This window comes from Pradoshia sp. Z4_20, from assembly GCF_058216035.1.
In genome coordinates this window covers 137683-157307 of the sequence record NZ_JBZAJD010000004.1, presented here as the reverse complement: position 1 = coordinate 157307, position 19625 = coordinate 137683, and the positions used below count along the sequence as shown (strand labels likewise).

The window sequence follows — 19625 nt, the reverse complement described above, 5'->3', positions numbered from 1 at the left end:
AAAGAATGTCATTAAAAAAGTTTTGGAAGGTATCAATACTCTCAATCATTGCTGTATTCGTGTTGGCAGCCTGCGGTAGTAAAGAAGAAACAACCGGAGGATCATCTGAAAAGGGTTTGGAAAAAATTAAGGATAAAGATAAAATCGTATTTGGCGTGAAAAATGATACACGCCTGTTTGGATTGAAAAATACGAGCACTGGTAAAGTAGAAGGCTTTGACGTGGACATTGCAAAAGCACTGGCTAAAGAGGTAATTGGGGATGAAAATAAAGTAGAGTTCGTAGAAGTGACTTCTAAAACACGTGTGCCACTGCTGCAGAATGGAAAGATTGATGCTGTTGTTGCCACTATGACAATTACAGAGGAGCGTAAAAAAGAAGTAGATTTCACAGATGTTTATTTTGAAGCAGGTCAATCATTGCTTGTTAAAAAGGGAAGCAAAATTAAAAGCATAGATGATTTAAAAGCGGGTACCAAAGTTCTTGCCGTTAAAGGTTCTACTTCTGCTATAAATATAGCTGAAAAAGCACCGGATGCAGAAGTTCTGCAATATGAAAACTATGCAGAAGCTTTTACAGCACTTAAATCCGGACAAGGAGATGCCTTAACAACGGATGATGCCATCCTGTATGGAATGGTTGATGAAGATCCTTCGTATGAATTAGTTGGCGGACAATTTACGGAAGAGCCATATGGAATCGCTGTTAAAAAAGGTAATACAGAATTAGTGGATGAATTAAATAAAGCTCTAAAAACAATTAAAGATAACGGAACTTATGATGAGATACTTAATAAATGGATCAAAAATAAATAATTTCTCCGATCAGGATGGGCATGTATGCTCATCCTGATTGATTAAGAGGAGTGAATCAATTGCTGGATTTTTCTATACTCGCAGAAAATATGGATATGTATTTGGAGGGTTTTTTAAAAACGATACAAATTAGTTTATTAGCCCTCGTAGGAAGCTTTTTTTTAGGGGCATTGATTGCAGTCATGAGGATTGCGCCGTTCAAGCCACTAAATTGGATTGGGACTGCCTATGTTGAATTTGTCCGAAATATCCCCTTATTGATCATTGCATTTATCTTTTATTATGGAGCGAAAATGCCAGGCTTTGCGGCGGGATCATTAGCATTAACGATCTATACGGCGGCTTTTATAGCAGAGGCCATTCGTGCGGGGATCCTTTCAATTCACAAAGGGCAAATGGAAGCAGCCCGTTCATCAGGTTTAACCTATGGGCAGGCCATGAGAATGATTGTTTTGCCTCAGGCTATAAAAGTTGTTATTCCTCCATTAGGCAATCAATTTATTAATTTAGTCAAAAATTCATCCATTTTGGCTGTCATTGCTGGCGGTGAATTAATGTATCAGGCTGATTTGATCTCTCTCCACACATTTGTTGTATTTGATGTCTATATTTTTGTTGCTATATTCTATTTGGTTATCACCATTCCACTCAGTTTAGGTGTAGGGTATTTAGAAAAACACCTGGCAAAAAGCTCGTAAGGAGGCGTAATCATGGATTTTGCAGGAGCATATACGCCCGATAATCTTAAATTTTTAGTAGATGGATTTCTTGTTACGCTAAAGGTTGCTGTAATTTCTATTATCCTTAGTTTTATTATCGGGGGGATATTAGGAATAATCCGTTATGCCAAGGTACCATTGTTATCAAAGATTGTGGCGGTTATCGTAGAAACGATCCGAAATCTGCCACTAATCCTAATTATTTTCTTTGTTTATTTTGGTTTACAGGATCCAAGCAGAGGCTGGTCCTTGAATATGAGTGTAACGACTGCGGCCATTATGGCGTTAACCATTTTTGAATCTGCCATGATTTCAGAAATTATCAGAAGTGGCCTAAACTCAGTGCCAAAAGGACATATAGAAGCAGCTCGTTCATCAGGTTTAAATTACATACAGACACTTATTCATATTATTTTGCCACAGGCCTTGCGGAACATGGTTCCACCTATTGTTAGTCAGTTTATTTCCTTGTTAAAAGATACATCATTAGCGGTTATTATTGCATTGCCAGAACTGACACATAACGGCCAGATTATTTACGCGCAAAACGGGAACTATATTTACCCCATCCTGATTCTCGTTGCACTTATGTATTTTGTGGTTAATTACGGTTTATCCTTAGTTGCAAGAACATTAGAGATTAAAAGGGCTTAGAGTGTGTACTTAGCATCATCCTTAAGGAGGGATGATGCTTTTTGCACATTAGTTTAGGTATATGTCATATACATAAAGAAAAATGGTTCATTTAATTAACTCGATGTATCTTGGTATAGATATAACTATTTTTTTATAGGGCATATTTATAGTATGATAGTCAATGAGGTTGTTCTAAAGATATCTCACTAACAGGATTATCGTTTTACTCATGAATGTGATTTTAGCGATTTCCAACCATTTGCAGTGATTTCCCAGAGTGAATCATGTATATAATAAGATATGACAAATATAAATTCAGAAGGTTGAGAGTATGAATAAACAAAAAACAATTGAAGAATTGCAGCAGATTATTCAGGCAGAACATATTAAACAGGATGAACCTTTACGTGAATATACATTTACTAAAACGGGTGGGAATGCAGACTTTTTGGTGTTGCCTACAACCTATGAAGAGGTTCAAAGTACGATACTTTATGCAAATAAGAATGATATACCGTTGACTATTTTAGGAAATGGGTCGAATTTAATTGTTAGAGATGGTGGAATAAGAGGAATTGTCCTGATTCTAAATCATTTGGATAAGATTTATATGGAAGATGGGAAAATTATTGCCCAGAGCGGAGCAACCATTATTGATGTATCCCGCTTTGCTTTAGAACAGAAGCTGACGGGATTAGAGTTTGCTTGCGGAATCCCTGGTTCAGTCGGTGGAGCTGTGTATATGAATGCTGGTGCTTACGGTGGAGAAATTTCACAGGTCATTGAGTCAGCTATCGTGTTAAATGAGAAGGGTGAGCTTCTTACATTGACGAAGGATGAGATGGAGCTTACTTACCGTAGCAGTTTGATCGCCAAGCAAAATTATATCGTTTTAGAAGCCCGTTTTGTTCCAGTACCGGGAGATGTAAAAGTAATTAAAGAAAAAATGGATGAGTTAACCTTTTTAAGGGAGTCCAAGCAACCGCTTGAGTATCCTTCCTGTGGAAGTGTATTTAAACGTCCGCCTGGCTATTTTGCGGGTAAACTGATTCAGGATAGCGGTTTGCAAGGGGCTCAAATTGGTGGAGCACAGGTATCTACAAAGCATGCCGGTTTCATCATTAACACTGGCGATGCTACTGCTACTGACTATCTGGCGCTGATTAAGCATGTTCAGGACACGGTTAAAGCTAATTTTGGCGTCAGCCTGGAAACAGAAGTAAAAATAATTGGTGAAGAAGAATAGAATTTGATAAATTGAATGTCTGGCCCCTCATAAAAGAGGGGCTTTTTTAGTGTCAATTCTTATGCAAAAGGGTATAAAGGAGCAAAAAAGTTTAGATTTTCCCGAAATAGGATATAGTAATAAGTAGGGGAAAATGGTTTGTTTCAAAAAAATACATAGAAGGAGTGGTTGTTTGCAGCCAAAAATAAGTATAAAAAATGTTGTAAAAGTGTTTGGAAAATCTCCACAATCTGCACTTGAATTATTGAAGCAGGGCTCTTCAAAAAAAGATATCTTAAAGAAAACAGGATGTACGATTGGGGTTAATAATGCCAATCTTGATATCTATGAAGGAGAAATTTTTGTTGTTATGGGGTTATCGGGGAGTGGGAAATCCACGTTGATTCGAATGTTAAACCGTCTAATTGCCCCGACATCCGGTGAGATTTTGATTGATAATGAGAATATAGTTAACATGTCACCGGCTGAATTACGTGAAACTAGAAGAAAGAAAATTAGTATGGTGTTTCAAAACTTCGCCCTATTTCCTCATAAAACTATCCTGGAGAATACAGAGTATGGATTGGAAATTCAAAAAATACCTGAACAGGAACGAAAACAGAAGGCAATGGAATCACTCGAAGTAGTTGGCCTAAAAGGATATGAAGATCAATATCCATCCCAGTTGAGCGGCGGGATGCAACAGCGTGTTGGACTTGCGAGGGCTTTGGCCAGTGATACAGATATTCTTCTTATGGATGAGGCATTTAGTGCCCTTGATCCACTTATCCGCAAAAGCATGCAGGATGAGCTGCTGGAGATCCAGGATAATTACAAAAAAACAATTGTGTTTATTACGCATGACTTGGATGAAGCTTTAAGAATAGGTGACCGGATCGCTTTGATGCGTGATGGCAGGGTAATTCAAGTGGGAACTCCTGAGGAAATCATGATGAATCCTGCCAATGATTATGTTGAACGATTTATTGAAGATATCGATTTGTCACATGTTCTGACTGCGTCTTCGATTATGACTCGGGCGGAACGTATTACAATTGACAGAGGTCCTCGTGTTGCCTTACAAATTATGAAAGACAGGGGATACTCCAGTATATTTATCGTAGACCGCAAGCAGACACTGCTTGGGGCGCTCTCCGCCGACCAGGCAAGAGAAGCTATTCTAAAGAAAATCCCTATAGAAGAGGTCATGACAAAAGAAGTGCCAACAGCATTGGAAAATACGATTCTATCTGATTTGCTCGACGATATGGCAAATGCACAAATCCCATTAGCAATCGTTGATGAAGCTAACAGATTGAAGGGTGTTCTTGTACGTGGTGTTGTCATTGGAGCATTGGCTGGTAACAAAGATGTACTCCAAGATAAGGAGGAAAGTCAATGAACCTAGAAAAATTACCGATAGCTTCTGGAGTAGATCGTTTTATTGATTGGGTAACAGAAGTATGTGGACCACTATTTAATTGGATTTCGATGTTCATTCAAACTATTATTGATACAAGTGTGGAAGTACTGGGCTTAGGACCTTCCATTCTGTTAATTATCCTGATTACTCTGCTAGTTTTATATACAAATAATTGGGGCATGGCATTATTAACGTTTATAGGATTATTATTGATTGATAATTTGGGATTATGGGATGCTATGATTCAAACATTGGCATTAGTATTGGCATCCGTACTGATTACGGTTATTGTCGGAGTCCCAATTGGTATTTGGGCGTCACAGAGTAATACGGTGAAGAGAATTGTAATGCCGATTCTGGATTTCATGCAAACGATGCCTGGCTTCGTTTATCTGATTCCTGCCATCCTTTTCTTTGGAATTGGAGTCGTTCCGGGAATCGTGGCCTCTTTTATTTTCGCTGTTGCGCCGACGATTCGAATGACGAACTTAGGAATCCGGGAGGTTCCGGCAGATTTAATAGAAGCTTCTCAAGCCTTTGGTTCCACCACGTGGCAGAAAATCACAAAGGTCCAACTGCCATTGGCTGTTTCAACGATAATGGCCGGAATCAACCAAAGTATCATGCTTTCTTTATCTATGGTGGTTATGGCATCCCTTGTTGGTGCGCCTGGATTGGGTGCCGAGGTATACCGTGCCGTTTCGCAAATAGCAGTAGGTGAAGGATTCGAAGCTGGTTTAGCACTTGTTATCATTGCAATTATTTTAGACAGATTATCGCAAAACCTCAGAACTCCTGTATATGAAAGAGTAATTGCTAAGAAATGGGTTTATAGTTTCATCATCTTAATTTTCCTTGGAGGATACGCATATATAGCATTATCTTCTTCTGCAGAAACAGGTACAAAAGATGATGCTTATGTGGGCAATCAGGTGGATTATAAAATTGTGGGTATTGAGCCTGGAGCAGGAATTATGTCAGCAACTGAAGAAGTGTTGAAGAAATATGGACTGGAAGAAGACTGGACTTTGCAGGAAGGATCATCTGCTGCTATGGTTGCTGAGCTTCAAAAAGCTTACGATAATCAGGATCCAATTATTCTGACAGGTTGGACACCGCATTGGAAGTTCCAAAAATATGATCTGAAATATTTAGATGATCCCAAGAATGTATATGGCCAAAGTGAAAACATCCATACATTGGTCCGAAAAGGCTTGAAAGAAGAGTTGCCTGGAGCAGAACAAATCTTAGATCAATTTTACTGGACTCCAGCTGATATGGAAGAGGTAATGGTGGACATGGAAGGAGGAATGACACCAAAAGAGGCAGCCGCCAAATGGATTGAAAAATATCCAAATAAGGTGGATCAATGGCTGACAGGTGCAGAAAAGGGAGAAGGACAAAGTATTAGTCTAATCTATGTTGCCTGGGAGTCAGAGATCGCATCAACAAATGTTATTGGTGAAGTATTAAGAATGCATGGATATAGTCCGGAATTAAAGCAGGTAGAAATTGGGCCGATGTTTGCATCAATTGCCAATCAAAAAGCAGATGCCATGGTTGCGGCTTGGCTGCCATTAACTCATAATGCCTACTATGATAAGTATAAGGAAGATTTAACCGATCTGGGTCCAAATCTAAAAGGTGCCAAGAGTGGACTCGTTGTTCCTACTTACATGGATATAGATTCAATCGAGGATCTAGTGAAAGAATAATTGAGTAAATGACATATTGTTTTGCAGATGATTTAGGGCATGAGTTCGGTACTTTACTGGACTCATGCTTTTTGTTTTGCCTGCATGATAAATCAGAAAGTTGGACGGCTGCATAAAGGATTAGAACAACTCGGTGCCTCAAAGGATGTTAATCTTTTTTACGTGATCTTTTTGTAAATTTAAATGTTCAATAATTGAAACATATTAGCGTTTATGCTGGAAAGTACAAAATTCTCTTGAATTCGAGGTAAAAGGCGATAAAGAATCGCCTTTTATCTTTCAATCACTCGATTTAATTCTGAATTTAGTATTCGTAATCCTTCCTGACTTAACACAATCTTTCCATTGGCTAATGAAATATTCTGATTACTGACTTCACCTGTAATGGCACAAGCCTTACCCGGTGTATATTTTTGCAGGATAATTTTGTCTTCATCCGTAAAAATCTCTATAGAATCTTTTATGTTAATATCAAGAGTTCTTCTAAGTTCAATCGGCAGTACAATTCTGCCGAGTTCATCGACTTTTCTAACAATCCCAGTTGACTTCATTTTCACACCACTTTTCTTTCCTTTTTATAGAATAATAGTCTTAAATTGGTTATAAGTAAATAGTTTTGCTCAAATATTAACATGATTGTAATACTAAATGCTATACCAGTAATAATAATATATATACCAATATTTCGATTGACCTTCTGCATTTTTGGTATAATTTGTCGCCTTAATGGACAATTTACATAAGAAGGAGGTGGATGTTATGGCTAAAATTGGTGTGGAGCAATCTTTATCAGACGTTCAACAAGCTTTACGTGATAAAGGACATAATGTAATCGAATTAAAACAGGAAAATGACACACAAGGGTGTGACTGCTGTGTTGTATCCGGCCTGGATATTAACGTAATGGGTATGCAGGATACAGCAACAAAAGCTTCAGTGATTAACGCTGATGGTCTTACTGCTGAGGAAGTATGTCAGGCAGTTGAAAACAGAATTCAATAAAAAATAACGGCTGCCGTGTACAAGCAGCCGTTATTTTTTTTCAAAGAAATAGATTTACATCAATACGATCGTACAGGGGATATAAGGTGAAGATGAGACGGATTGTTAACTGGTTCAATCAAGACGGGTCTTAAGGATCCGCCAAAACTTAATTTTACTTCTTTTTCTTTTATGGCTTTTAAAGCATCGAGTAGAAATTCTCCATCAAGAGATATACTTAAATTAATTTCACCTTGAACCATTCTGATATCCATTATTTCTTCGATTTTCCCCATGTCTGTTGAGTTTGATGCAATCTTTATTTGTTTACCATCTATCATTTCAATCAATATATTGTTATTTTTCCATTCACTTGCAAACAGCCGAGCCCGATCTATCCCCTTTAATAACTTTACTGTATCTAGTATCATGACGGTTTTCGAATCGGCTGGTATAAGTTTAGAGATGCCAGGGAAATTACCTTCAATAAGTCTGGAATATAATGAGGTAGTCGACGATTTGAATACGATATAATTGTCTAATATGTAAATATGTATAAGATCTTTTTCAATATTCATTAGTTTTGTGAGCTCAGTAAGGCTGGCACCAGGAACAATGAAAGAAGCTTCAATTTGTGAGTTTATTGGTACTTTCCTTAAAGCCAGTCGATGGGAATTGGTCGCAACACAGGTTAGCTTATTCTCTTTAAACGACATATTCACACCAGTTAGAACAGGTCTTGTTTCACTTTTGGAGACTGCAAATGTAGTTTGTTTGATTATTTCCATTAAGGCAGAGCTGTGTATCTGTATAAAATGGTTTGTCTTTATTGAAGGGTAAGTGGGATACTTGCCAGGATTAAATCCATTTAGGTATACCATGACTTCATCAGATTGAATTTTAGCTACGTTATTTCCAGTTACCTTTATATGAATATCATCAGATAATTTTTTTACAACTTCACATAAATATTTAGCTGGAAGAACTGCGCTGCCAGTTTCATCTATGTTTAATATCCGGATACCGTTCATTTCTAAAGGAATTATTTTTTCTATTGCAATATTGGAATTGCTGCCAATCAGGATTAAACAATCCTCCTTAGCGACCAACTTTATGCCTGTTAGAATTGGTAAAAGCGATTTTGTTGTCACTGCCCTGCTAACATCGGATAATGCCTCGTTGAAATAATCTTTACTTATTGTAAGTTCCATTAGAAGTCTCCCAAGTCCATAATTAGTTTCATGTATATTCAATTCTCCAAAAAGAATCATATTCCTTCTTTCAGCATGAATCCTTCCGGTTAACTTACTAGCCATTAAGTTGCATAAAATTAAGTAAAGGCTCCCCGCTAACAAAATGTTAGTTATGATATACCTATATTCTATAATTCACTCAAAATTCCTCCTAAATATAGACCGAATCTAGATTGCAAGTGAAATAGCGGAAAGGAAACTGATGATTAGGATATTCTAGGGAGAGTAACAGGGGGAATCCCGCCGATTCGGCAGGAAATCCAGCGGGAAAGAGGCAGAAACCAGCCAATTAGGTGAATAAACCAGCGGAAAGCAGGAATAATCAAGCCGGATTGAGGAAAAAACCAGCCAGCGCCTGCCCATAGCGCTTAAGATTACCTCTTATAAAACAAAAAAGCCTCCGATGGTAAAAATCGAAGGCTTCAATACTATAATTTTATAAAGCTTGAACTTTTCTTGCCTGAGCATGGTAAACCTGATAAAGCAATAATGCACCTACAGTCAGAATAGCTCCTGAAATATAAGGGAGCCCAACGGCGAATGAATACAGTAGACCTCCAAGTGGCGGGCCGATGATCCTGCCAAGGGAATCAAAGGATGAAAGTAGTCCGGTTGAGCTGCCGTGTCCTCCTGTTGAGGTCTTTGTCAGCAATGCAGTGACAGCTGGACGAATAAGCCCATTGCCTAACCCGAAGATTGTTATAAAGAGTGTTGCAGTCCAGAAGCTATTGGTAAATAGGATTAGTATAAACCCGATGATTGAAACGATTAGCCCGATTTGAATGACTCGGCCTTCTCCCCATTTCTTCGTCATAATTCCAATGAGTCCTCCCTGCACAATCGCGCTTCCAAATCCCATAATCATAAAGATATACCCTAGCTGGACCGTATCAATTCCAGCCTTAATAGCGGCAAAATAAGCAAAAGTTGCTTCAAGACCAGCCATAGACAAAGATACGACGCATTGAAGCACGAACAGAATAGAAGCAGCACCGCTAAAATTCATCCACATCGATTTGTTGCCCGAGCTTTGTTTTCCTAACTGTTCAGCTGTTAAGGATTCCTTAAGAACAATAAGTACTAATAAGAACGTCAAAGTAGAGAGGATTCCGGCAATTAAGAAAGGCGTATTTAAGCTGGATTTTGAAAGAATCCCGCCAATTGCCGGACCGAAGATGAAGCCTAACCCGGTCGCTGCTCCTATAATCCCCATTCCTTTTCCACGATCTTCTTCAGTCGTAATATCTGCTACATAGGCCATGGTAGTTGGCATATTGGCTGAGGAAAGGATACCACCAATGATCCGTGCCACAAACATTAACCATAGTGAGTCGGCTATGGCCATGATGAAGAATGATAAAGCCAAACCAAATATACCAATTAACATAACTGGTTTTCTGCCGATTCGATCTGATATCTTTCCCCAAATCGGGGCGAAAATTAACTGCATTAACGAATAAACTGCCATTAGTAAGCCAAGTTGAGTAGGCGTGCCGCCGACCTCTTCTGCTAAAAATGGAAGGACCGGAATGATAATCCCGAAGCCAACCATCACTAAAAACATGACCAGGAATAGAACGGGCAATATTTTTTTATTTTCCATGAGTTTCTCCTCTAAAACCGCTCAAAATGCTTAGATAGTTATGTGTCTATGAAGTATAAAAAAATCTATGTATCAAGCGGTTATATTAATAGTTATATTCTTTTCAACTGTACATAATCAACATTTCTAACGTCAATTGTAAAGCTTTTCATACAAATATAATAGTTTCGCCTACACAAATATTTTTAGTTTTGTTTGACATTTTATCGACACATTATGGTCGTAAGATTTTTTATAGAAAAGCTTTTCTAAGGATTTACCCGGTATAGATTGTCAGAAAGGATGAAAAAGATGAACTTTATAAAAAGGGCTTTTTTAAGTGTAAAAGCCAGAAAAGGGAAGAGCATTTTGCAGTTGGTTATATTTACTGCTATCTGCGTGCTGGTTTTATCAGGTCTTTCAATTCAGACAGCGGCAAATAAATCAGCAGAGCTCGCAAAACAGAGTCTTGGCAGTGAAGTCACACTAAGTGCAGATCGAGAAAAATTAATGGAGCAGCAGCGACAGGAACGTGAAAATCAAGAAAACAGTGAAAATAGAGAACCTGTTAGATTGATGGAAGAGCCTGTCGCGGTTGAGGATGCCAATGAATTACTATCTTTGTCACAGATAAAAGGATATAACTATTATTCTACTACATTTGGAGTGGCTGGAAATTTTGATCCAATAGAAACAGAGTCAACAAGTACAACAAATGAAACGAACAAAAATGGCCAAGGTCCGGGATTTGGAGGAGGCGGCAGTCCAAGTATGGCGGATGCCGATATTAGTCTCCAGGGAGTAGCTTTTACAGATACAACAAGCGAATTTATGGATGGAGATGCCGAAATGGTAGAGGGCACTCATCTATCAGATGACCATTTAAATAAAAATGTAGCCATTATCGAAGAGACACTGGCTGAAGAGAACGAATTGGTAGTTGGGGACCAATTAGAGGTGACCTCTTCAACAGATGAAGATACAACTGTTGAAGTCGAAATAATCGGCATTTACAAAACTTCTTCAATATCTACTGATTCAGGTATGATGAACTTCACTGCCATGAATCCGTATAACAAAGTATATGTACCATACACACTTGTTAATGAATTGAAGGGTGAAGATTACAAGGATACAATCGAAAGCGCAGTCTACTACATGAATGACCCAGCGGATACGGATTCTTTTATTGAGGATGCAGAAGCGACCGGAGCTATTGATACGGACATATTTAAATTGGATGCCAACGATCAGTTGTATCAACAAATGGTTGAACCAATTAACAATGTAGCATCCTTTTCTAAGAACGTTGTCTATCTCGTGACTATTGCAGGTGCGATTATTTTAGGACTGATTGTAATGCTTGGTATACGGGAGCGTAAATATGAAATGGGCATACTGCTGGCCATTGGAGAAAAGAAGAGCAAGTTGATAGGGCAGTTTATTGTAGAAATACTAATCATTGCTGTATTTGCACTTGGTATAGCTTCTGTCACTGGTAATGTAGCAGCTGATAAAATCGGCGATCAATTATTATCCCAACAAGTAGAAACGGATACACAATCCACAATGGATCCATTTGGCGGTAAAGGAATGCAAATGGGAGGCGGCATGGGCCCTGGAATGGGAGGAGGAGGAAACGCTCCTGGTGCACCGAATCAGGCACAGGTGGAAACAGCTCAAGTGGATGATCTAGATGTTAAAGTAACTGCTTCCGATCTTGGTATGTTAACCGGTATTGGGTTACTGATTGCCATCCTGGCTACATTGATCCCATCATTATCCATACTTCGATTGCAGCCAAAAGCAATACTTTCAAGACAGGATTAGGAGGAACCGTAAATGAGCGCATTATTGGAGTTTAAGGATCTAAGTTATTGGTACAGACATAATAATAAACAGCATGATATAGTAAAGAAAATTAATGTTTCTTTTAGTAAAGGATTATTTTATGCAATTGTCGGTCCTTCCGGTTCAGGAAAAACTACGCTTCTCGCCTTGGCGAGTGCGCTGGATGCTCCTAAGGATGGACAGGTATTATACGAAGGAAAAGATATTAGAAAAATTGGATATACCACGTTTCGAAATAAATATGTTTCGATTGTCTTCCAATCCTATAATTTACTGCCCTATATGACTGCGTTACAAAATGTCACTACAGCGATGGAGATTACCGGAAATAAGGTTAAGGACAAAAAACAGTATGCACTCGAGATGCTTAGAAAAGTGGGCATCGATGAAAAGCAGGCTGGACAAAAGGTGCTCACACTGAGTGGCGGTCAGCAGCAACGTGTCTCCATTGCACGAGCCCTTTGCTGTAAATCAGATTTAATTGTAGCAGATGAACCGACTGGAAACCTCGATGAGGATACCGCTCAAGACATCATTAAGTTATTTATGCAGCTGGCACATGAGGAAAATAAATGTGTCATCATCGTTACGCATGATCAGCATATTGCTGACATTGCAGATCAAACGATTCGCCTTTCTAAAGGCCAAATAACGATTGTTAATAATATAAGCGAACATTCGCACCAATAAGTGAATTTTGTTTAATGAAAATCTCCGAGTTATCGGGGATTTTTGTCCTATCTTTTAATCCTCGAGGAGTGAGTACGAAAGATGCAAAAAATCATGATTGTAGAAGATGAAAAAGCCATCAGCCAGGTTTTAAAGGCTTACTTGAAGAAAGTAAACTACGAAGTTGAACAAGTATTTACAGGTGGTGAAGCCATTGCTAAATTTGAGGAGTTTCAACCGAATCTTGTTTTGCTCGATGTTATGCTTCCAGGTATGAGTGGATGGGATATATTAAAAGAAATTCGTACGAAAAGCGCATGCCCTGTTATTATGCTCACAGCACTTGGTGATATTAATTACAAGCTCACAGGCTTAAATGATGGAGCTGACGACTATATCACTAAACCCTTCATTGGAGATGAAGTGGTTGCCCGTGTCCAGGCAGTATTGAGAAGATCTGGACAGGTCATTGATGATAAGGAAAAGAAACAGTTTGGCGCGTTGTGCATTAATATGAAAGCTCATAATGTTACATTAAATGGAGTAGAGCTTGACTTAACACCGCGCGATCTCTCACTGCTCATCTTCTTGGCACAAAATCCTAATCAATTATTTACGAGAGATCAATTAATTGATCATGTATGGGGGATGGATTACGACGGCAGTGACCGAGCGGTAGATTTGTCCATCAAAAGGCTGAGAAAGTCTCTGCAAAACTGGCCTGCATCTGAAGGAGAAATTAAAACTCTGCGAGGATTGGGGTATCAATTAAGTGTCTATGAAAAAAAATAATAAACTGCAAATGTATTTTCTGAAGCGCTTGGGTCAAAAAAAGAAAAACCATCCGACTAAACGTGTCAGTTTGTTGAAATACTGGACGACACGATATCTGGTTACCCTGTTTATTGGACTTATTGTCATAGGATTCCTTACAGGAATCATTATCAGGCAATCCACTCTTAATAAGAACCTGGATATTAATAAATATTTGGCTGAGGAAGTAGCAGCGCGAATACTGGATCAAATGGTTGGAACTGATATTCAAACAGAGCAGAATCCAGAGGTTTTTGCCAATCGAAAAAAATTATTAGAGGTCAGCGGCAATCCGTCCATTTATGTGGTGGATGTAAATGGAAAAATAGTAATTGAGAATCGTTCAAGTAATCACCTTAATGTATCTTCATTTTCAACTGCACTGCTTAATAGTAAGGATGAAGTGAAACAATTAAACAATATTGGTGGCAGAGATTATTATTTGGTTAAGCGGCCTATGATTGTGAATGATACGGTGATTAGTTGGATTGTCGTTATGCAATCTGAGGATGAGTTAACTGCAGTAGATCAGGAATACAAATTACTTTTGATTATGATTTTAAGTTTGGCCTTGCTCGGATGGGTTGCGATTTACTTTTTATCCAAAAGACTGGTTAAGCCGATTGAGAATGTAGCTGAAGCAGCTAAGCAGGTTCAAAAAGGAAATTATAATATTGAACTTATTGAAGAGGTAAATGAACAGGAAGTCTATGATTTAGTCCATTCCTTTAAGGAAATGGCTATTAAATTGGAGCAGCTTGAAGCTATGCGAGCTGAATTGCTGGCAGGTGTAACACATGAATTAAAGACGCCTGTAACGTCTATCAGCGGTTTGCTTCAAGCCGTTAATGATGGAGTTGTAACAGGGGAAGAAGCAAAAGAGTTTCTGGCCATATCCTTACAGGAAACGACTCGTATGCAAAAAATGGTGGGAGACTTATTGGAGTTCAACTCCTTTACAGCCAATGCCATCCCTGTTAATAGAGAGTCTGTAAAAATTGGTGAGGTCATTAATGAAATGATTTACCAATGGGATATTGTGCAGGATGATCAACTTGTTAAAGTTACTGTACAGCAGCCAAAAGAAGATATGGTAGTATCGGCGGACCCTCTGCGATTGCAGCAAATTATGATTAATCTCTTGAATAATTCCAAGCATGCTATTCAAGGAGAGGGAAGGATAGAGGTCCGTATTTATAAATATGATGAGGATCATGTCGCAATCGATGTACAGGACAGCGGTTCGGGAATCCCGCTTGCCGAGCAGGATTTAATATTTGAACGTTTTTATCGAGGAGAAGATAAAAAATACAAAATCCGCGGTCTAGGACTAGGACTCCCATTCAGCAGAATGCTCGCCAATGCAATGGATGGAGATTTGGTATTAACGAATAGCAGTGAAGAAGGTACAACCTTTACTATAGTACTGAAGAGCCTTATCTTAAGGAACGAAGACTAAGAACGCCACGTCCTGTGGCAACGTCTTCATGACCTACATCCTGTAGGCCCGTGAGGAGCATAAGACAGAGGCTCGAAGGGGATGTTCTTCCCCGAAGAGGCTATGCTTATGTCCCGAACTCCTAGGCTCTGAAGCCGGATTACCATAGTGCTGAAGAGCCTCGTTTAAGGAACGAAGACTAAAAGCGCCACGTCCTGTGGCAACGTCTTCATGACCTACATCCTGTAGGCCCGCGAGGAGCATAAGACAGAGGCTCGGAAGGATTAAGGGTAAGGGACAAAGACTAAAAACGCCATGTCCTGTGGCAACGTCTTTGTGACCTACATCCTGTAGGCCCCCAGAACATAATGAATATGTTTAAAAGCTGCCAAAGAACAGGCAGCTTTTAAATTTTTTAAGAGGAGAAAAGATTTTGACATTTTGTTGACACATACAGTTAGTAAATTAGATAGTGAGAAGAGCAGAAATGCAATTATTCTACAATTATCGTAATATATTAAATAGACACTTTAATGAGTGAGGAGAGGAATTTGGATGGAAAACAATAACCGTCGTGATTATGATGATTTTGATAGACCAATAGATACTGCTAATCAGGATAATATTCAGATTCCTGCATTACCAGATGAGAAAGATATTGAAACAGAAATTATTTCATATCGTGGATATCATGAACTAAGCTCTGCCAAGGAAGAAGATATGACAGATGAAAATAATGAACAAGTAAATGAATGTTTGGAAGTACAACCGCTTCAAGCATCTGATGATCAAGCAGAGGTTAGATCTACAAGAGAGAAGAAAAAAAGGTCCAGATGGCTGACACCAGTCATTACCGCAATTCTTGGTGGAATGGTGGCACTTGGAGCAGGTTCTTACTTAGGTTTTGTTGATTTATCAGGCGTACTGCCAGGTGATGATGGACCTGTTAAAACAGCCATTGCTACAAATGATAAGGTAAATGATGAGGATGGCCTGAAGATTGTAGACTCTACGAAAACAACCTCTGAACTAATTCAAATGATTGAGGAGGTTTCTCCTGCGGTTGTAGGTATAGTGAATATACAAAACTCATCTAATTACTATGACTACCGCCAACCAACAATCAATGAGGAGTCCAATAACAGCCAGGAGAGCGGGACTGGTTCTGGGGTTATTTTCAAAAAATCGGGAAAAGATGCATTTATTGTGACCAATAATCATGTTATTGAGAATGCAGATACTATTGAGGTGTCCTTGGCAGAAGGTACAAGGATAACGGCTGAACTGGTTGGAACAGATCCATTAACAGACTTGGCGGTATTAAAAATTGATGGAAGCAAAGTGACAAAAGTAGCCGAATTCGGAGACTCTGAAAAGCTAAGTGTTGGTGAACCAGTGTTGGCAATAGGTAACCCTTTGGGTCTTGACTTCTCGGGGTCCGTAACCCAGGGAATTATCAGCGGATTGCAGCGTACAGTAACGGTTGCTACATCTGCTGGTGAATGGGATATGGATGCAATTCAAACGGATGCAGCTATAAACCCTGGGAACAGTGGCGGAGCGCTTGTCAATTCCGACGGACAAGTTATTGGTATCAACAGTATGAAAATATCATCTGAAGAGGTTGAGGGAATAGGGTTTGCTATTCCAAGTAAGGATGTTTCAGATATTGTGAATGACCTTCTTGCCGATGGAAAAGTACAACGTCCATATATTGGTGTAGGCTTGCAATCTATATCCGAAATACCTCAATATGTATTGCAGCAACAATTGAATCTTCCTTCCGAGATAACAAGTGGAGTGTTAGTAACTCAGGTGGAAACCGGTTCTCCCGCTGCTGAAGCAGGTATAGAGGCTAAGGACGTGGTAGTGGCAATCAATGATGCGGAAGTCACTACACTTGGGGAGTTCAGAAAATACTTGTATTCTAATGCTGCAAATGGAGATAAGGTCAAAATCAAGCTTTATCGAAATGGAGTGGAGAAAACCGTATCTGTTACAGTAACGGAGAAATAATAACTGAGAATAACTGTCGACTGCCTTGCCCCCTTGGGTAGAAGACATTATTTAAATAGATGAAGATTTCGCTTTGAAGCCTTATTTTAAGGCTTCTTTTTTTTGCATTTATGAGCAAGTTGGTATTTTCGTGTACATATATATAGAAGAAAAGATATGAGGGAGATCAAAATGGGAGTGTCGTACTGTCCTAAACGGAAAATATTCCATTTGCAAGCTGGTGAAATGAGCTATGTGATAAAAATCTATCATCAAGCATATCTGTCTCATTTATATTGGGGGAAAAGGATCAAGGATGTGAATGAAAGCAATCAATTACAGTTTAAGTACCGATTGTTCTCTCCACAACCAGAAGGGTTTGACAGAACGTTTTCCCTTGATACGTTGCCTCAGGAATATCCAGCAAACAACACTGATTTTCGTACGCCGGCCTATCAAGTTCAATTTTCGGATGGTTCAGCCGTTACTGATTTAAAATATAAACATTTTCACATATATAAGGGGAAACGAAAATTAACCGGATTACCTGCTACGTACATTGAAGAAGAAGAGGAAGCAACCTCTATAGATTTTACCCTTATGGATAATCAAACGGGGCTTCAGGCGATATTGACGTATAGTACATACGAGCAATCCAATGTGATCACTCGGTCAGTCCGGTTTATAAATCATGGAGCTAACTCCGTGAGTATAATTAAAGCCATGAGTGCTTCTGTTGATTTTAGAGAAAGCGAATTTGATTTGCTCACTTTATATGGCGCCCATGCGAATGAATGTAATCTATCGAGAAAACGTTTAACAGCCGGAAGCCATCTCATCGAGAGCAGACGTGGGGCCAGCAGTCATCAGCATAATCCCTTTATGTGCCTGGCAAAGCCAGATACAAATGAAGAGTATGGAGAAGTATATGGGTTCAGTCTGGTTTATAGTGGGAATTTTAGAGCGCAGGCTGAGGTTGATCAGTATGAAACCACGCGCCTTTCCATTGGTATTAATCCCTCTAATTTTAGTTGGCATTTGGGGAGAGGAGAAATCTTTCAAACACCGGAAGTCGTTATGGTTTATTCTTATAAGGGTTTCAGTGACATGTCGAGAACTTATCATGAATTATATCGCTTTCGATTGGCGAGAGGGCAGCACAGAGATTGTCTGCGGCCAGTATTGTTAAATAACTGGGAGGCTACGTATTTTAAATTTGACTCTGACAAGCTTTTAAAGCTTGCACGAGAAGGTAAGGAGCTTGGGATTGAATTATTTGTCCTGGATGATGGATGGTTCGGAAAACGTAACAACGCCAAAACTTCTCTTGGAGATTGGTATGTAAATAAGCAAAAATTACCTGGCGGGTTAAAAAAGCTGGCAGAGCAAATTAATCAGCTTGGGATGAAATTTGGGCTTTGGTTTGAACCTGAAATGGTATCTATGGAAAGTGACTTATATCGAAATCATCCCGATTGGTGCATTCAAGTGCCCAATCGCCCGAAATCATTAGGACGTAATCAATTGGTCCTCGATCTAACAAGAGCCGAGGTATGTGAGTACATTATTGAATCGGTTTCAAATGTCTTATTATCTGCTCCTATTAGCTATGTGAAGTGGGATATGAATCGACATATGACGGAAGTGGGGTCACTTGCTTTACCTATAGAACGCCAAAGAGAAACAGGGCATCGCTACATTCTGGGACTCTATTATATATTAGAGGTGTTGACTACCCGCCATCCAACGGTCTTATTTGAGAGTTGTTCGGGGGGAGGGGGAAGATATGATCCAGGGATGCTGTTTTATATGCCTCAAGTATGGACGAGTGACAATACAGATGCTATCTCAAGGTTAAAAATCCAGCACGGAACAAGCCTTGTGTATCCACCGGTGACAATGGGTGCTCATGTGTCAGCAAGCCCAAATCATCAGGTGCATCGTCACACTTCTTTAAACATGCGTGGACATGTTGCTATGTCAGGAAATCTAGGATACGAGCTGGATTTTTCCAAACTGAGTCAATTAGAAAAGAAAATGATTAAAGACCAGATTTCCTTGTATAAGGAAATTCGTTCGATTATACAATTTGGCACGTATTATCGATTACTTAGCCCATTTGCAGGAAATCAGGCAGCTTGGCAATTTGTCAGTCAAGATTTATCTGAAACGGTTGTGATGTATTTCAGAATGATGGCACAGCCTGCAGAACCGTTCCATATTCTGAGGCTCAGGGGGTTAAATCCCGAGAAAGAATACCTCGATAAACATACATCCTTAATATATGGTGGAGATGAATTAATGTATGCAGGACTTTCTATCCCGGAAATGAAGGGGGATTATTGCAGTATGTTTTGGAGGCTCGCCTTTGAAGGTTACGAAAAGATTAATAATATAGAGTTCTAGCTTTTATGAGTTTAGATTAATATACTGAGACTTCTAAAAATAATAATTTACTTTGGATATATTTTCCTCTAAACTTCAAAGTATAGATGTGTTTAGAAGGAGAA

General features: G+C 39.1%; 16 protein-coding genes. 13 read left to right on the top strand and 3 right to left on the bottom strand.

The window, feature by feature from the left end; genetic code table 11:
* The first annotated feature begins 5 nt into the window (after positions 1-5).
* The 6 genes from AC4BHP_RS12150 (at position 6) to AC4BHP_RS12125 (ending at position 6533) form a co-directional block, all read left to right on the top strand.
* Complete coding sequence (locus AC4BHP_RS12150) at positions 6-815, top strand: transporter substrate-binding domain-containing protein (protein WP_490552455.1); 810 nt, start codon at positions 6-8, stop codon at positions 813-815.
* A 62-nt stretch (positions 816-877) separates the two neighbouring features.
* Entirely contained in the window at positions 878-1513 is a 636-nt protein-coding gene (locus tag AC4BHP_RS12145; protein ID WP_490552557.1) for an amino acid ABC transporter permease, read from the top strand.
* 12 nt (positions 1514-1525) lie between these two features.
* Positions 1526-2188: an amino acid ABC transporter permease gene (locus AC4BHP_RS12140; RefSeq protein ID WP_139892246.1), complete on the top strand. Its 663-nt coding sequence runs from the start codon at positions 1526-1528 to the stop codon at positions 2186-2188.
* A gap of 313 nt (positions 2189-2501) precedes the next feature.
* Positions 2502-3416 carry a UDP-N-acetylmuramate dehydrogenase gene (gene murB / locus AC4BHP_RS12135; RefSeq protein WP_066106379.1) on the top strand — a complete coding sequence of 305 codons (915 nt, stop codon included), beginning with the start codon at positions 2502-2504 and terminating at the stop codon, positions 3414-3416.
* A 172-nt stretch (positions 3417-3588) separates the two neighbouring features.
* Positions 3589-4797: a quaternary amine ABC transporter ATP-binding protein gene (locus AC4BHP_RS12130; RefSeq protein ID WP_066106383.1), complete on the top strand. Its 1209-nt coding sequence runs from the start codon at positions 3589-3591 to the stop codon at positions 4795-4797.
* On the top strand, positions 4794-6533 hold the full coding sequence (locus AC4BHP_RS12125) for a glycine betaine ABC transporter substrate-binding protein (RefSeq protein WP_066106386.1): 1740 nt from the start codon (positions 4794-4796) through the stop codon (positions 6531-6533). Before AC4BHP_RS12130 ends, AC4BHP_RS12125 begins: the two co-directional genes overlap by 4 nt.
* Before the next feature lie 272 nt (positions 6534-6805).
* On the opposite strand, the gene AC4BHP_RS12120 is transcribed toward AC4BHP_RS12125, so the two are convergent.
* A complete protein-coding gene (locus AC4BHP_RS12120; RefSeq protein WP_066106388.1) occupies positions 6806-7084 on the bottom strand; it encodes an AbrB/MazE/SpoVT family DNA-binding domain-containing protein in 279 nt (92 codons plus the stop codon).
* Between the two features lie 208 nt (positions 7085-7292).
* On the opposite strand from AC4BHP_RS12120, the gene AC4BHP_RS12115 reads away from it, so the two are divergent.
* A complete protein-coding gene (locus AC4BHP_RS12115) occupies positions 7293-7535 on the top strand; it encodes a YkuS family protein (protein ID WP_066106389.1) in 243 nt (80 codons plus the stop codon).
* A gap of 59 nt (positions 7536-7594) precedes the next feature.
* Here AC4BHP_RS12115 and dnaN read toward each other — a convergent pair whose 3' ends face one another.
* On the bottom strand, positions 7595-8725 hold the full coding sequence (gene dnaN / locus AC4BHP_RS12110) for a DNA polymerase III subunit beta (RefSeq protein WP_490552450.1): 1131 nt from the start codon (positions 8723-8725) through the stop codon (positions 7595-7597).
* Positions 8726-9203: 478 nt separating this feature from the next.
* Positions 9204-10370, bottom strand: coding sequence for an MFS transporter (locus tag AC4BHP_RS12105; RefSeq protein WP_066106392.1), 1167 nt, complete (start codon positions 10368-10370; stop codon positions 9204-9206).
* A 291-nt stretch (positions 10371-10661) separates the two neighbouring features.
* On the opposite strand from AC4BHP_RS12105, the gene AC4BHP_RS12100 reads away from it, so the two are divergent.
* From AC4BHP_RS12100 to AC4BHP_RS12075, 6 genes are all read left to right on the top strand, one after another.
* The gene (locus tag AC4BHP_RS12100) at positions 10662-12179 is read left to right on the top strand and encodes an ABC transporter permease (protein ID WP_490552448.1); all 1518 of its coding nucleotides are present in this window, start codon (positions 10662-10664) and stop codon (positions 12177-12179) included.
* A gap of 12 nt (positions 12180-12191) precedes the next feature.
* Positions 12192-12890, top strand: coding sequence for an ABC transporter ATP-binding protein (locus AC4BHP_RS12095; protein WP_490552446.1), 699 nt, complete (start codon positions 12192-12194; stop codon positions 12888-12890).
* Between the two features lie 81 nt (positions 12891-12971).
* Positions 12972-13661 carry a response regulator transcription factor gene (locus AC4BHP_RS12090; RefSeq protein WP_139892251.1) on the top strand — a complete coding sequence of 230 codons (690 nt, stop codon included), beginning with the start codon at positions 12972-12974 and terminating at the stop codon, positions 13659-13661.
* The gene (locus tag AC4BHP_RS12085) at positions 13648-15141 is read left to right on the top strand and encodes a HAMP domain-containing sensor histidine kinase (RefSeq protein WP_490552555.1); all 1494 of its coding nucleotides are present in this window, start codon (positions 13648-13650) and stop codon (positions 15139-15141) included. Before AC4BHP_RS12090 ends, AC4BHP_RS12085 begins: the two co-directional genes overlap by 14 nt.
* Positions 15142-15675: 534 nt before the next feature.
* Positions 15676-17136 (top strand): S1C family serine protease, encoded by a 1461-nt coding sequence (locus tag AC4BHP_RS12080; RefSeq protein ID WP_490552443.1) that lies wholly within the window; start codon positions 15676-15678, stop codon positions 17134-17136.
* A gap of 171 nt (positions 17137-17307) precedes the next feature.
* The gene (locus AC4BHP_RS12075; RefSeq protein ID WP_490552441.1) at positions 17308-19521 is read left to right on the top strand and encodes an alpha-galactosidase; all 2214 of its coding nucleotides are present in this window, start codon (positions 17308-17310) and stop codon (positions 19519-19521) included.
* Positions 19522-19625: the final 104 nt, after the last annotated feature.